Here is a 13,742-nt window from a genome sequence, read left to right on the forward strand (position 1 = left end):
TACCGTGGGAACGTGAGAAGAAACCCAATCGAACTGGCAGCGGTAGCGACGGCAGCGGTCCCCGGACTGACCCCTACGGCCGTGTGCTCCGCGCCCGACGATGCGGCTGACTTCGACTCCGCCCTGCTGCTGGATTCCGAGGGGAAGCGCTGGCGCGTCCGGTCGCCGCGGCATGCGGAGGCCAGCGCACGGCTGGAGACCGAGTTCCTGGTGTTGCGGGCCTTCACCCCCGGGATCCGTGCCGAACTTCCGTTCCTGATGCCCACCGTGGCCGGAACCGTGCGGCAGGGCGAGTTGAGCACGTTTGTGTACGCCCACCTCGCGGGACGCACCCGCTCCGTGGAGGAGCTGGGCTCCGGGACGCCCGCGCTGGCCCGGGAGGTGGGTGCTGCCCTCGCCGCGATCCACGATCTTCCGCATTCGCTGGTCAGCAACGCCGACCTGCCCACATACACCCCGAACGAGTTCCGCCAGCGCCGCCTCAATGAGCTGGACCAGGCCGCCACGACCGGGAAGATCCCGCCGCTGCTGCTGCGGCGCTGGGAACACGCGTTGGAGGACGTCACCCTGTGGCGCTTCAATCCCAGCGTCGTGCACGGCGACCTGCACGAGGACAACATCATGGTCGACGGCGAGCGGGTCACCGCCGTGACCGGCTGGACCGACCTGCGGATCGGCGACCCTGCCGACGACATGGCCTGGCTGGTCGCCTCCAACGACCAGGACTTTGTGGACAGCGTCCTGGCCGCGTACTCCTCCGCCCGACGGGACACCCCCGATGCGCACCTGTTGCGCCGGGCGGCCCTGTCCGCGGAGTTCGCGCTGGCCCAGTACCTGGTCCGTGGTCTGGCTGCCGGGGACACCGCGATGGTCGAGGAGGGCGAGTCGATGCTGGCGTTGCTGGCCGACGACGTGGCGGCCCACGGCGGCCAGCCGATCAGCGTCGAACCGCTGCCCGCTCCGGCGCCCGCACAGTCACCGGCGGTCACGGTGCAGCCGATCGAGACCGAGGCGGAGACGCCCGGGATGGCCGCGCCGGAGGCGGCCGCCGGGCAGCCCGCCCCGCTCGCCGCGGCTCCCGCCGTGCACGTCACTCCGATCCCCGACACCCCCGAGGAGGACGAGCAGTCTTCGGGTGGCGAGGAGTCGTCGCACGGTGTCTCCCGGGACGCGGTCTCCCGGGACGCGGTCTCCCGGGACGCGAAGGGCGGGGACGACGGCCGCGGAGCCACCCAGGCTGACGACGCCGACGTCGCACCTTCCAGCCCCACCGCGGAGGACCGTTCCGCAGCGGACCGCAGCGAAACGGTCTCCGACAGCCCTGCCGGTGCCGACACTCCTGCTCCGGCCAGCGGCGAGGATACGTCCACGACGGCGCTGACCGTCGTGCCGCTCCACCGCCACTAGCCCGTCCTACCTGCCGGGGACGCCCACCGGCCGGCCGAGCGCACCGGCGACGATCCGTTCGAGGTCCGCCGCGCTGCCCAGGTCGTGCGGGCGCACCACGGCGTCGTCGGCCACGTAGTAGAACGCCGCCCGGACGTCCTCGAGGGGCACGCCCTTCAGCCGTGACCAGGCGAGCCGGTACACGGCCAGCTGGACCGCCTTCGTCGTGAGCTGCCGTGCCGAAGGCCGGCGGCCGGTCTTCCAGTCCACCAGGTCCCAGCCGCCGTCGGCGTCGCGGAAGACGGCGTCGATGCGGCCGCGCACCACCACGTCGCCGATCCTGGTCTCCACCGGAACCTCCACGTGCGCCGGAGCCCGGTCCGCCCATTCGGAGCGCCGGAAGGTCTCGACCATGGCCTCCAGGCCGTAGGCCTCATCGATGTGCCCGTCCGAGCCGGGGGCCTCCCCCAAATCCAGCATCCCCGCCGTGCCGAAGTACTCCTCCACCCAGGAGTGGAATGCCGTGCCCTTGCGGGCGGACATCCCGGGCTCGCGCGGCACGGGCCGCCGGAGCCGGGCCACCACGGCGCCGGGATCTTCGTCCAAGTCCACCAGGGTGGAGGCGGAAATGTGCCCGGGCAGGTGAACCTCGTGGACGGTGGTGCGCCGGTTGCGGCGGTCCAGCAGGGTGGCGGCCTCCTGGGCCCAGCCGCCGGCGGGTCCGCGCAACGGCTGCCCCGGGGGCGCCGGCGCGGGCAGGTGCCGATCCCCGGGCCGCTGCAGGTGGTCCAGGACCAGGGCGGCCGCGGAGTCCATGGCCGCGCGGCGACCCGGCCGCAGGCGCAGCCGTACCCCGGTGCGGGGGTTGACCGGTCCCTCCAACGGGTCGTAGGGCCACCCGGCGAGCTCGAGTTCCGAGGTCAGCGGACTCTCCTCCGGCAGGGCGTCCTCGGAGACCGAGAGCGGGTGGACCGCGGCACTCCCCCGGCCCAACAGGGCCTCCAGTTCGGCCAGGAAAGGAGACATATCGGCGATGCCGGCCCGGGAGCCCACCCACGCGGCGCTGGAGACGCAGAGCACGTGCTTGGCCCGGGTGTAGGCGACGTAGGCCAGGCGCCGCTCTTCTGCCTCGCCGTGGGCCTGGACGTCGGCCTTGAAGTCCTTTTCGGCGTCCAGCCAGCCCTTCTGGTCCGGGTGCTCGAGATCCCACTGCGGCAGGTCCGCGCGGTCGCCGCGCAGGGGCCACGGCAGGGCCGCGGAGCCGCTGCTCCAGCGGGAGTCGCGGCTGCTCGGGAACGCGCCGGCGTTCAGGCCGGGGACGAACACCACGTCCCACTCCAGCCCCTTGGAGGCGTGCACCGTGAGCAGTTGGACGGCCTCGTGGTTGGCCTCGGGCGCGGCGGCGTCGAGGCCGTTCTCCTCGGCTGCGGCCGCCTCGAGCCAGGCCAGGAAGGCCAGGACGTCCACGCGCTGGGAGGTGTGCAGGAACCCGGCGGCCGCGTCCTGGAAGGCGTCCAGGTTGCGGCGGGCCTGGTGGATGCTGATCCCGGGCCGGGCGGCCACCTCGATGTCGAGCAGCATGGACCGTTCCACCTCGCCCAGCAGGGTGGTCAGGTCGTCGCCCATGAAGCTGCGCAGCTGCCGGAGTTCGGCCGAGAGCCGCTGCAGCCGGCCGAGGGCCTCGGCCCCCAGCTGCCGTCCGTGGGCCGAGGTCCAGCCGGGCCGGGGCAGCCAGTCCAGCGCCTCGACCAGGCTGGCGCCGTCGGTCAGGTCCGTTTCGATGACGGCCGTGTCGGCGTCGTCGAGGTCCTCGTCGGCGCCGGCCCCGCCGGCCCCGGGCGCCCCGCGCCGCCGGGCCAGGAAGCTGGACCAGTCGCGGAAGGCCATCAGGTCCGCGGGTCCGATCCGCCAGCGGGCCCCGGCCAGCAGGCGCATCAGCGAGTCCGACCGGCCCGGATCCGCCAGGACGCGGAGGGTGGCGACGAGGTCGACGATTTCCGGGGTGTCCAGCAGACCGCCGAGGCCGACGATCTCGTACGGGATGCCGCGGAGCTCGAATTCCTTGCGGATGCACTCCATCTGGGCGCGGCGCCGGCAGAGCACGGCCATCGCGGGCGGTTCGAAGTCCCCGGTGCCGGCGCTGCCGCTGAAGTCGGTCCGGCGGTAGGTCAGGACGTCGCCGGCGATGGCGGCCGCTTCCTCCTCGTCGGTGCCGAACCGGCCCATCACCACGCGGCCCTCCACCGCGGCGGGGCTGGGTTGCAGCGGCGGAACCTCGACGGCGGGGGCGGTGTCCCGGGCGCCAGCGGGACCGGCTTCCCCGGCGGCGCGGCTGAGCGGTGCCGAGATGACGTTGGCGGCGTCGAGGATGGTGCGGCCGTTGCGCCAGGCCGTGGTCAGGTACGACGTCGGCGCCACGGCGAAGCGGCGGCCCCCGCCCCCGTCGCCGGCGTCGCCGCCGGCACCGGAGCCGGCCTCACCGACCAGTACCGGGAACTCCCGCACGAAGTGGAAGAGCTGCCCCGCGGAGGCGCCGCGGAAGCCGTAGATGGACTGGTTGGGGTCCCCCACCGCGGTGACGGCGTGGCCGCCGCCGAAGAGCCGGGAGAACAGCACCAGCTGGGCGTGGGAAGTGTCCTGGAATTCGTCGAGCAGCACCACCTTGTAGCGCTGGCGTTCGGTTTGCGCGGCCAGCGGGATCTCGCTGGCAACCCGGGCGGCCAGGGCCACGAGGTCGCCGAAGTCGAGGGCGCCGCGGGCCCGCTTGGCCTCCGCGTACCGGCCCACCATGTCCGCCACGCTGGCGCGGGTCCGGAACAGGGCGCTGAGTTCGGCCGCGGCCTGGGTGGGGTTCTTCTTGGCGGTGGCCAGGTACGGCAGGGACTCGAACTCCTGGACCCGGTCCAGCAGCCAGGTACGGACCCCGGCCGGCTCCTGCAGGTGTTCGGCGCACTCCCCCGCGAGCTGGATGACGGCCTTGACCAGGGTGGACTTGGCGGCGCGGAAGTGCTCGTAGTCGCCGTCGTAGGCTTCGACCACCTCGCTGGCGAGCTGGAAGGACTGCGCGGCGCCCAGGAGCACCACGTCGCGTTCGACGCCGAGCCGGAGGCCGTAGTCGGAGACGATCCCGCTGGCGTAGGAGTGGTAGGTGGAGACTTTAGGCTCCAGCGCCTCGGTGCTGAGCAGCCCGGCGGGGAACACCGAGTGGTCCCTGTCCTCGGCGGCGATCCGGGCCAGGGCGGTGAGCTTCGCCCGGATCCGGGTGGCCAATTCGCCGGCAGCCTTGCGGGTGAAGGTCACGCCGAGGACTTCTTCCGGGCTGACCCAGCCGTTGGCCACCAGCCAGACCACCCGGTCCGCCATGGTGGCGGTCTTCCCGGAGCCGGCGCCGGCGATGACCAGCCGGGGTGCCAGCGGCGAGGAGATGATCAGGGACTGCTCCGCCGTGGGGCGGTTCTTTTCCCCGAGCATGGCCGAGAGCTCCTCGGGGCTGAACCGTGGATCCGGGAGGCTCATTCGGTGACCTGCTTTCCTCGGGCGCAGAGCGGGCAGAGCTCGGGCAGGCGGCACCCGTGGCCGCCGTGGCCGCCCTTGGCCGGGTCGTGACGGGCCTCGAACGTGCTGCCGGACATGACCCGGGCGGAGTCGTTCACCAGGTCCAGGGCCCAGTTGGCGTCCGGGTCCAGCGGCGGCTGGTGCTGCACGCCAGGGCTCTTGGTGGTGGTCCCCAGCTGGGCGAGGACGGCACCGCCGGGCCGGGGCGGCGGCCCGTCGTCGGGGCCGGCGAAACCTCCGGCGAGGACGGCCGCCTGGTAGGCGCCGAGCTGCGGGTGGCGTTCCAGCTCGGCCTTGCCGGGCTGACGTTTGCCGGTCTTCAGGTCCACGATCACCAGCCGGCCCTCGCCGTCGATCTCCAGCCGGTCCACCTGGCCGCGGAGCACCGCAGCGCGCGCGGGCCAGCCGTCGCCGTCCTCTGCCGCTCCGGCGGGGACGACGTCGGCCAGCTTGACCTCGAAATCCTGCTCCACCCCGAGCAGGCTGCGGCCCTCGCTGCGCATCACCAGGACGTACTGGGCGAGCTTGCGCACCATGCCCTCGGCCCGCTGGAAGTCCAGTTTGCCCTCCCAGTTGTCCTTCATGCCCAGGGTGGGCCAGCGCTTGACCAGCTCGGCCACGTATTCGCCGCCGGAGGCCTCGGGAAGGTCCTGCGCGATGGCGTGGACGAGGGTGCCGAGGCTGCGGGCGAAGTCCGTGGCGGCCTCCCCGCCGGCAGCCTGGACGAACCAGTCCAGCGGCGACTTCTGCACCGTCTCAACCTTGGAGGGTGAGACGAAGACCGTGCCGCCGGGCGGCACCACCGGCTCCGCCGAGGACAGCGGAGCCAGGCCCCACCACTGGTCCGGATGGGCGCCGGGCACGGGCGGTTCGGCGGCGGCGAGCGCCCCCAGGATGGCTGCGGCCTCCTCGCCCTCGGCGGTCCCGGCCTGGGCGTGCTGGCGCAGTTCCGCGACCAGGGCCCGCAGCGTCAGCGGCCGTTCCACCGGGGTGTAGCCCCGCCGGTCCTGGCCCGGGGCCAGCGGCGCTGCGTAGTCGAGGAAGGACGAGGGCTGCTCGTCCTCGGAAGACACGGCGGTGCAGATCAGCACCTCGCGGGCGCGGGAGACTGCGGTGGAGAAGCTGCGCAGTTCGTCGTAGCGGATGTCCCGGAGCCGGCTGAGCGGATCGAGACGCAGGGCGTAGTCCACTCCGTGCTCCACCGCGTCCGCGAACAGCGTGCTGCCCAGCAGCTCGCCGCGCAGCCGCGTGTTGGGCCAGACGCCTTCCTGCAGTCCGGGCACGATGACGACGGGCCATTCCCGCCCGGCGGCGCTGGCCGGGGTCATCAGCTCCACCGCGTCCTCCAGCTGGGCGCGGGCGGCCAGCGTGTCCATCGGCAGTTCCTGGCTGAGCAGGTACTCGAGGAACTGTTCCGGCCCGGACCCGGGCAGCTGGTCCACGTAGCGTTCGGCGGTGTGGAAGAGGGCCATCATGGCGTCCAGGTCACGGTCCGCCCTTGCGCCGGCGGCACCGCCGGCCAGGGCGGCCTCGGTCCAGCGCTTCGCCAGGCCGGTGGCGTTCCACAGCGCCCACAGCACGGTCTCGGCGTTGGCGCCCGGCGCGGCGGCGGCCTCGCGTCCGGCGTGGATCATCCGGGCGATCCGCCGCGCCGAGCGTCCCTCCAGGCCGGTCGCGGCAAGCGCGCCGGGTTCCAGCAGCGCCTCGACCAGCAGGGCGTCGCTGGCGCGCCCGCCGCCGCCGAGCAGTTCGTCCTGCCGCAGCGTCTGGCGCAGCCGCCGCAGCTCGATGGAGCTGGCCCCGCCGATGCGGGAGGTCAGCAGCGACACGGCGGCTTCGGCGGTCAGGGCCTCGGGGTCCAGGGCGACGGCGTAGGCGTCCAGCAGCGGCCGCACCGCAACCTCGTCCCGGACGGCGGCCTCGGCCACGGGAATCCGCACGGGAATGCCCTGCCCGGCCAGGTGCCGTTGCAGCTGGCTAAGCTGGCCGCCGTTGCGGACGATCACGGCGATGTCGCCCAGGGCGCGGCCCTCGTTCAGCTGAGCCTCGAGGATCCGCTGGGCCACATAACGCAGTTCGTGGACCGGTGAGGGCAGCAGGTGCCCCTCTACGGTGCCGGACACTGGCAGGTTTGGCGCGGCTGGGTTTGGGGCGGCGGGTTCCGGTGCCGCCGGTGCCGGGTAGTCCAGCCGCCGCGCGGTGGCGCCGCCGGTGCGGAGCGAGATCCGTTCGGCGACGGCCTGCCAGGCCTGCCCGACGGCGGGCGCCTGACGGTGCGCCGTCCAGAGCGGCCGTTCCAGCACGGTGCCGCCCGGGGCGAGGAGCCGGGGCAGTTCCGACACCAGGTCCGGCCGCGCACCGCGGAAGCCCTGCACGACGGTGTCCGGGCAGTAGGTCACCAGGGCGTCCTTGCCGGAGGCGATGTCGGCCAGCAGCTCGAAGACTGCCGGGTTCGCCTCCTGGAGGTCGTCCACCAGGATCAATTGCAGCCGGTCCCGTTCGGCGGCCAGGAAGTCCGGCGCGTCCTGGAAGATCTGGCGGGCGGCGGTGATGATGCCGGCGGGGTCAAAGGATTCCGGCATCCGCAGGTCCAGCACGTCGCGGTACTCGGCGTAGAGCGCCGCGGCGGCCTCCCAGTCCGGCCTGCCGCAACGGCGGCCCAGTACGGCGAGGTCCTCGGCGGTGCGCCCTGATTCGATGATCCGGTCGAAGAGCTGCCGCACCTCCTGCCGGAAGCCTCGGGTGGGCAGGGCGGCGCCGAGGTCCTCCGGCCAGGGCAGCTCGAAGCCCGGACGCGCGTGGCCCTCGAGGAGTTCCTTGATGATCAGGTCCTGTTCGGGGCCGGAGAGCAGCTTCGGCGCCCGCGGCAGGGGCAGCACCCCCTCGGCCTTGGCCCGCCGGATCAGGTCGAAGGCGTAGGACGCCCAGGTGCGTGCCGGCGTCGTACTCAGGCTACGGTCCAGCCGCGCGGTGAAACGGTCCCGCAACGTGTCCGCGGCGAGCCGCCCCGGGGCCAGGATGAGCATCCGTTCCGGATCCAGGCCGTCCCGCCGGGCACGGTGCACCGCGGCCTCCACCAGAACCGTGGACTTCCCCGTGCCGGGCGCGCCGGGCACCAGGACCGGCCCGCTCCCGCGCGCGGGTTCGACGGCGGCGCGCTGGTCCGCGGAAAGCTCCGGGGCCTGCGCGTGCCGGGTCCGCGGCGGCAGCAGCGTCAGCCCGGGCACGGTGGTGCCGGGGACAGCTGTTTCTTGCATGGCCTGGTTGGGCACGGTGGTGCGTGAATCGTTAAGGCTGATGCCGGCGGGGCGGTGGCTGGGGCTACTCACACAAACATTTCATCATCGGGCACCGACAGTTTCCGGCTGGCGGGCTCCAGCCGCTCCGCTACGGCGTCGATCGCGGCAAATTCTTCATCGGTGGGAGCCCATCGGGCAGCCGCAAGGTCCACCCGCCACCGGCCCTCGCCGCTGCGCTGGAAGTCCAGGAAATCACCGCGCAGGGGTGTCCCCTCGGCCAGGTAGTGGCCGAGCGCGTCCCGCCCGTGGCCGGGGGGCGCCTCGCCGCTGGCCCGGATGATGCGCCACCAGGGGATCGAGCTGCCGTGGTGGCTGAGCACCGCGCCGACCTGCCGGGGGCCGCCGGAACCCAGCAACTCCGACACGTCGCCATAGGCGAGGGCGGACCCCGCAGGCACCATCGCACCGAGCTCCAGCACCGCCTCCACGTACTCCATCCGCATGCCATCAAGGGTACCGTCGCCGCCTCCGCGCCCCGGCCGCAGGTCGCTGCCCAGGACTGTCCGTGGCAGCAGGTAGCGTAATTGCATGAGCACTTGGCACACCCTCCCCCGCGCAGCATTCGACCTCGAAACCACCGGCCGGAATTCCCGCGCGGCTCGGATCGTGACGGCGTCGGTGACCCTGGTGGACGGGGACGGCGCCGTCATCAAGGAGCACGAGTGGCTCGCCGATCCCGGCGTCGAGATCCCCACCGAGGCCAGCGACATCCACGGCGTCACCACGGAGCGGGCCCGCAGCGAGGGACGCCCCGCCGCTGAGGTGGTCCGGGAACTCGCCGGGGTGCTGCAGGAACTGTTCGATGCCGGGGTTCCCGTCATCGCCTTCAACGCCAGCTACGACTTCACGGTCCTCGCGGCGGAATCCGCGCGCTACGGGGTGCCCCAGCTGCACCGTTACCCGGTCCTGGACCCGTACATCATGAACAAGCAGGTGGACCGCTACCGCAAAGGCAAGCGCACGCTGACGGCCCTCTGCGAGGAATACGGCGTGGACCTGGACAACGCCCACACCTCTGCCGCCGACGCGCTCGCCACCCTGCGGGTCCTCGATGCGATGGCCGGAAAGTTCCCGAAGCTGCGGATGCCGGCGGCCCACCTGCACCAGCTGCAGGTGGAATGGGCCACCGCCCAGGCAGCGGACTTCCAGAGCTACCTTCGGAAAACCAAGCCGGCCGCGGTGATCGAAGGTGACTGGCCCGTCCTGCCGCCCGAGGACGCAAGCCGCGGCAGTTTCTAGCCGCAACCCCGAAGCCCGGGCTGCGGCGTCACAAATCGACACGTCCGCCCCGAAAATCGGCCGGAACCCTGCTTTTCGGCGGCCCATCGGCAGAATGAGACGGACCACACACAGCTTCCACACAGCCGGGACGCGCCGCCACGCCGGACGGAATTCTGTGCATTGGACGGTGGCCGCCGCTCTCAAGCCGCACAGCCCACATGACACTCGCGTTATTCGCTCATCCCACCCCAGGGCCCCCGGAAATTCGATTTGATCCGGCCCAATGCCCCGGTGACACAATTATCTTTTGCGGTGCCGCCCTGGTGCGGCATGCCCTCCGGCGGCCGGACCTGCTGTCCCGCCGCCGCCCCAGGACTTCAGACGAAAGTGATTGCGTGATGAAAAGCAAAGCCTTGAAGTGGCTTACCGCCCTTCCGGTGGCCGTGGCCCTGTCGGTCTCCCTCGCCGCATGCGGCGGCGGGTCCGCCCAGAGCTCGGGCTCCCCGACTGATGCCCTCCAGGGCAGCGACCAGACCTCCCTGGACAAGTACACCACCAAGGACGTCCCGGCCCTGGACAAGATCGACAAGTCCAAGCTCGGCCTGATCAGCGAGGGCACCCTGCGGGTGGGCACCCTCTCCGACGCCCCGCCGAACATCTTCATCGATCCGTCCGGCAAGTTCACCGGCTACGACAACGAGCTGCTGCGGGCGATGGCCGACAAGCTGGGGCTCAAGATCGAGTTTGCCTCCACAAAGTTCCAGGCGCTTCTAAGCCAGGTGAAGAACAAGCAGTTCGACGTCGGCTCGTCCTCGATTTCCACCACGGACGCGCGCCGCGAAACGGTTGCGTTCACTAACGGTTATGACTTCGGCTACATGGCTCTTGTGACTAAAGAGGACGCCAAGGTCCAGAAATTCGCCGACCTGAAGGGCAGCCTCCGCATCGGCGTCGTCAGCGGCAGTGTGCAGGAGGACTACGTCAAGAACACCCTCAAGCTTGAGCCTGTTTCCTTCCCCGACTACAACACCGTGTTCGCCAGCCTCAAGAGTGGGCAGGTTGACGCCTGGGTGGCTCCGTCCCAGCAGGCCACCGGCCAGGTCAAGCCCGGCGACGGTACCAAGATTGCCGAGAAGAAGCTCAACACGCAGAACTTCACCGCCTACGCCGTAGCCAAGGACAACCCTGCCCTGCTCGACGCGCTTAACTCTGCCCTCGACGCCGTGGTTGCCGACGGAACCTGGTCCAAGCTGACCGCCCAGTGGTACACGGACCGTCCGACGTCCGCCGAGCAGACCCCCGAGGGGTGGAAGCCGGGCAGCAAGGCCGTCAAGGTCCCCGCGAAATAGTCACCGGCTACCAGGAGAGATAGCGACGCCATATGGATTACCTGACACGACTCGGAGAGACCTTCTTTGACTGGGGGAAGATCGCTGAGGTCTTGCCAAGCATGTTCACCGTTGGCCTGCCCAACACCTTGGTCCTTGCGATCACCTCTGGCCTGATCGGTGCGTTCCTCGGTCTGATTCTGGCTCTCATGGGAATATCCCGTAATCCCGTGGCACGGTGGGCGGCCCGGGTGTACACGGACGTTTTTCGTGGACTCCCGGCCGTCCTCACCATCCTGGTCATCGGACTTGGATTCGGACCGATTTTCCGCGAGATATCGGGTAGCAACAGCCCCTACCCCATGGGCGTTGCGGCTCTGTCGCTCATGGCCGCCGCGTACACGGGCGAAATCTTCCGCTCCGGCATTCAGAGCGTAGACAAGGGTCAGCTTGAGGCGTCACGGGCCTTGGGGTTCGGTTATGGCCCGTCCATGCGCCTAGTCGTGGTGCCGCAAGGTATCCGCCGGGTACTCCCTGCCCTGATGAACCAGTTCATCGCTCTGATCAAAGATTCCTCGTTGGTATTCACCTTGGGCTTGCTGGCAACGGAACGGGAATTGTTCCAGATCGGCCAGGACGCCGCCGCACGCAGCGGGAACCTATCCCCGTACGTGGCAGCGGCTATTTTCTACCTCGCCATGACCATTCCACTCACTCACCTGGTGAACTTTATTGATTCCCGGCTGCGTTCCGGCCGGCCGGAAAAGAAGCAACCGGACGAGGCTGCCGCCGTCGTCGGAAAGGGAGCCCAGGCATGAGCGAATTCGCGTCCGGATCACTGACGGCGAAGAACATCCACCTGTCCTTCGGGTCGAACCACGTCCTGCGCGGCATCGACCTGCACGTCGAGAAGGGCACCACGGCCTCCGTGATCGGCCCCTCCGGCTCCGGCAAGTCGACGCTGCTCCGGGTGATGAACCGGCTGATCGAACCGGACCAGGGCGACATCCTGCTCGACGGCCGGTCCGTGCTCAAGGACAACCCGGATGAGCTGCGCCGCCGCATCGGCATGGTCTTCCAGCAGTTCAACCTCTTCCCGCACAAGACCGTGGAGGAGAACGTCTCCCTGGCCCTGCGCAAGCTCCGCGGCATGTCCAAGGAGCAGGCCCGCGAGGAGGCCCTGGCACAGCTGGACCTGGTGGGCCTGAAACACAAGGCCGATTCCCGGCCCGCGAACCTCTCCGGCGGCCAGCAGCAGCGCGTGGCGATCGCCCGGGCGCTGGCCATGAAGCCCGAGGTGATGTTCTTCGACGAGGCCACCTCGGCGCTGGACCCGGAGCTGGTCAAGGGCGTCCTGGCACTCATGGCCGACCTGGCCAAGGGCGGAATGACGATGGTGGTGGTGACCCACGAGATGGGCTTCTCCCGCAATGTCTCGGACACCGTGACGTTCATGGACGCCGGCAAGGTGGTGGAGTCCGGCGCCCCGGAGCAGCTCTTCACCGACCCGCGGACCGAACGGCTCCGCGGCTTCCTGGCGGACGTCCTCTAGGCAGCACCTCCTTAAACGACTGAAGGCACCCGCCGCGGCGGGTGCCTTCAGTCGTTTAAGCGCCGGTCAGGCGGTGGCGGCCGCGGCGGCCTTCGCGGCGGCCGGAAGCGCGTCGAAGATCCGGTTCATGGCGGCGTCGTCGTGCGCGGCGGAGAGGAACCAGGCCTCGAAGACGGACGGCGGCAGGTACACCCCGGAGTCCAGCATGGAGTGGAAGAACGGCGCGTACCGGAAGACCTCCTGGCCCTGGGCGTCGTCGTAGTTGTGGACGCCGCGAGCGGAGGTTCCGAAGGCCACGGAGAACAGGTTCCCCGCCCGCTGGATGGAGTGGTCGACGCCGGCGGCGTCCAGCGCCTCCGACAGGGCGCCGGAGAGTTCCAGGGAGCGGGCGTCGACGAAGTCGTAGACCTCCGCGGTTGCGTGCGTGAGGGTCGCGACGCCGGCGGCCATGGCCACCGGGTTACCGGAGAGCGTGCCGGCCTGGTAGACCGGGCCCACGGGGGCGAGGTAGTCCATCACGTCGGCGCGGCCGCCCAGGGCCGCCGTCGGCATCCCGCCGCCGATCACCTTGCCGAAGGTCAGCAGGTCAGGAGCCCACGGTTCGGCCGCGTCGGCCGCGCCGCCGGTGAGGCCCCAGTAGCCGGCGTAGCCGGTGCGGAAGCCGGTGAGGACCTCGTCCAGGATCAGCAGCGCGCCGTGCTCCCGGGTGATCCGGGACAGGCCCGCGTTGAACCCCTCACCCGGGGTCACCACGCCCATGTTCGCGGGTGCGGCCTCCGTGATGACGGCTGCGATGTTGGGCCCGTGCGCGGCGAAGGCGGCTTCGACGGCGGCGAGGTCGTTGTAGGGCAGCACGAGGGTTTCCGCGGCGGTCGCGGCGGTGACGCCAGCGGAGCCCGGCAGGGCGAGGGTGGCCAGGCCGGAGCCGGCGGCGGCGAGCAGGCCGTCGAGGTGGCCGTGGTAGCAGCCGGCGAACTTGATGACCAGGTTGCGGCCGGTGTAGCCGCGGGCCAGCCGGATGGCGGTCATGGTGGCCTCGGTGCCGGTGGAGACCATCCGGACCCGTTCCGCGGCGGGGACGCGTTCGCGGACCAGCGCGGCGAGGTTGGCCTCGTCCGGGGTGGAGGCGCCGAAGGAGAGGCCCCGGTCGACGGCCTCGTGGACGGCGGTGAGCACGGCCGGGTGGGCGTGGCCCAGCAGCGCCGGACCCCACGAGCAGACCAGGTCGACGTACTGGTCGCCGTCGGCGTCGGTCAGGTAGGCGCCCTGGGCGGAGACCATGAACCGCGGCGTGCCGCCCACCGAGCCGAAGGCCCGGACCGGGGAGTTCACGCCGCCGGGCATCAGCCCGCGGGCTCGGTCGAACAGTTCCTCATTGCGGTGGTGGCTGGAAGTCATGAA

General features: G+C 71.0%; 9 protein-coding genes. 5 read left to right on the plus strand and 4 right to left on the minus strand.

The genetic code is table 11. The features are described 5' to 3' along the window. Window positions 1-12 precede the first annotated feature (12 nt). Entirely contained in the window at window positions 13-1,407 is a 1,395-nt protein-coding gene (locus AB0O44_RS00340; protein ID WP_364132951.1) for a macrolide 2'-phosphotransferase, read from the plus strand. A 6-nt stretch (window positions 1,408-1,413) separates the two neighbouring features. Here AB0O44_RS00340 and AB0O44_RS00345 read toward each other — a convergent pair whose 3' ends face one another. The 3 genes from AB0O44_RS00345 to AB0O44_RS00355 all read right to left on the minus strand — a co-directional run bounded on the left by AB0O44_RS00345 (window position 1,414) and on the right by AB0O44_RS00355 (window position 8,683). Continuing rightward, window positions 1,414-4,902 carry an ATP-dependent DNA helicase gene (locus AB0O44_RS00345; RefSeq protein WP_364132954.1) on the minus strand — a complete coding sequence of 1,163 codons (3,489 nt, stop codon included), beginning with the start codon at window positions 4,900-4,902 and terminating at the stop codon, window positions 1,414-1,416. Beyond that, the gene (locus AB0O44_RS00350) at window positions 4,899-8,198 is read right to left on the minus strand and encodes an ATP-dependent DNA helicase (RefSeq protein ID WP_364134615.1); all 3,300 of its coding nucleotides are present in this window, start codon (window positions 8,196-8,198) and stop codon (window positions 4,899-4,901) included. The genes AB0O44_RS00345 and AB0O44_RS00350 overlap by 4 nt, the downstream gene beginning before the upstream one ends. Before the next feature lie 68 nt (window positions 8,199-8,266). Further along, complete coding sequence (locus AB0O44_RS00355; RefSeq protein WP_364134618.1) at window positions 8,267-8,683, minus strand: MGMT family protein; 417 nt, start codon at window positions 8,681-8,683, stop codon at window positions 8,267-8,269. Window positions 8,684-8,768: 85 nt separating this feature from the next. On the opposite strand from AB0O44_RS00355, the gene AB0O44_RS00360 reads away from it, so the two are divergent. From AB0O44_RS00360 to AB0O44_RS00375, 4 genes are all read left to right on the plus strand, one after another. After that, the gene (locus AB0O44_RS00360; protein ID WP_364132957.1) at window positions 8,769-9,479 is read left to right on the plus strand and encodes a 3'-5' exonuclease; all 711 of its coding nucleotides are present in this window, start codon (window positions 8,769-8,771) and stop codon (window positions 9,477-9,479) included. A 380-nt stretch (window positions 9,480-9,859) separates the two neighbouring features. Further along, window positions 9,860-10,810, plus strand: a complete 951-nt coding sequence (locus AB0O44_RS00365) for an ABC transporter substrate-binding protein (RefSeq protein ID WP_290256463.1) — start codon at window positions 9,860-9,862, stop codon at window positions 10,808-10,810. A gap of 32 nt (window positions 10,811-10,842) precedes the next feature. Continuing rightward, the gene (locus tag AB0O44_RS00370; RefSeq protein WP_364132960.1) at window positions 10,843-11,607 is read left to right on the plus strand and encodes an amino acid ABC transporter permease; all 765 of its coding nucleotides are present in this window, start codon (window positions 10,843-10,845) and stop codon (window positions 11,605-11,607) included. Further along, window positions 11,604-12,341, plus strand: a complete 738-nt coding sequence (locus AB0O44_RS00375; protein ID WP_290255724.1) for an amino acid ABC transporter ATP-binding protein — start codon at window positions 11,604-11,606, stop codon at window positions 12,339-12,341. Before AB0O44_RS00370 ends, AB0O44_RS00375 begins: the two co-directional genes overlap by 4 nt. Before the next feature lie 66 nt (window positions 12,342-12,407). On the opposite strand, the gene hemL is transcribed toward AB0O44_RS00375, so the two are convergent. Further along, window positions 12,408-13,739, minus strand: coding sequence for a glutamate-1-semialdehyde 2,1-aminomutase (hemL, locus tag AB0O44_RS00380; protein WP_364132965.1), 1,332 nt, complete (start codon window positions 13,737-13,739; stop codon window positions 12,408-12,410). Window positions 13,740-13,742 lie beyond the last annotated feature (3 nt).

Origin of the sequence: Arthrobacter sp. NPDC080082 (assembly GCF_040686595.1) — a bacterium.
GTDB lineage: Bacteria > Actinomycetota > Actinomycetes > Actinomycetales > Micrococcaceae > Arthrobacter.

Bases quoted from the DNA above. Each gene is read 5' to 3' on its own strand.
- AB0O44_RS00370 (WP_364132960.1), top strand. From the start codon at position 10,843: ATGGATTACCTGACACGACTCGGAGAGACCTTCTTTGACTGGGGGAAG.
- AB0O44_RS00355 (WP_364134618.1), bottom strand. From the start codon at position 8,683: ATGCGGATGGAGTACGTGGAGGCGGTGCTGGAGCTCGGTGCGATGGTG.
- AB0O44_RS00365 (WP_290256463.1), top strand. From the start codon at position 9,860: ATGAAAAGCAAAGCCTTGAAGTGGCTTACCGCCCTTCCGGTGGCCGTG.
- AB0O44_RS00375 (WP_290255724.1), top strand. From the start codon at position 11,604: ATGAGCGAATTCGCGTCCGGATCACTGACGGCGAAGAACATCCACCTG.
- AB0O44_RS00360 (WP_364132957.1), top strand. From the start codon at position 8,769: ATGAGCACTTGGCACACCCTCCCCCGCGCAGCATTCGACCTCGAAACC.
- AB0O44_RS00350 (WP_364134615.1), bottom strand. From the start codon at position 8,198: ATGCAAGAAACAGCTGTCCCCGGCACCACCGTGCCCGGGCTGACGCTG.
- AB0O44_RS00345 (WP_364132954.1), bottom strand. From the start codon at position 4,902: ATGAGCCTCCCGGATCCACGGTTCAGCCCCGAGGAGCTCTCGGCCATG.
- hemL (WP_364132965.1), bottom strand. From the start codon at position 13,739: ATGACTTCCAGCCACCACCGCAATGAGGAACTGTTCGACCGAGCCCGC.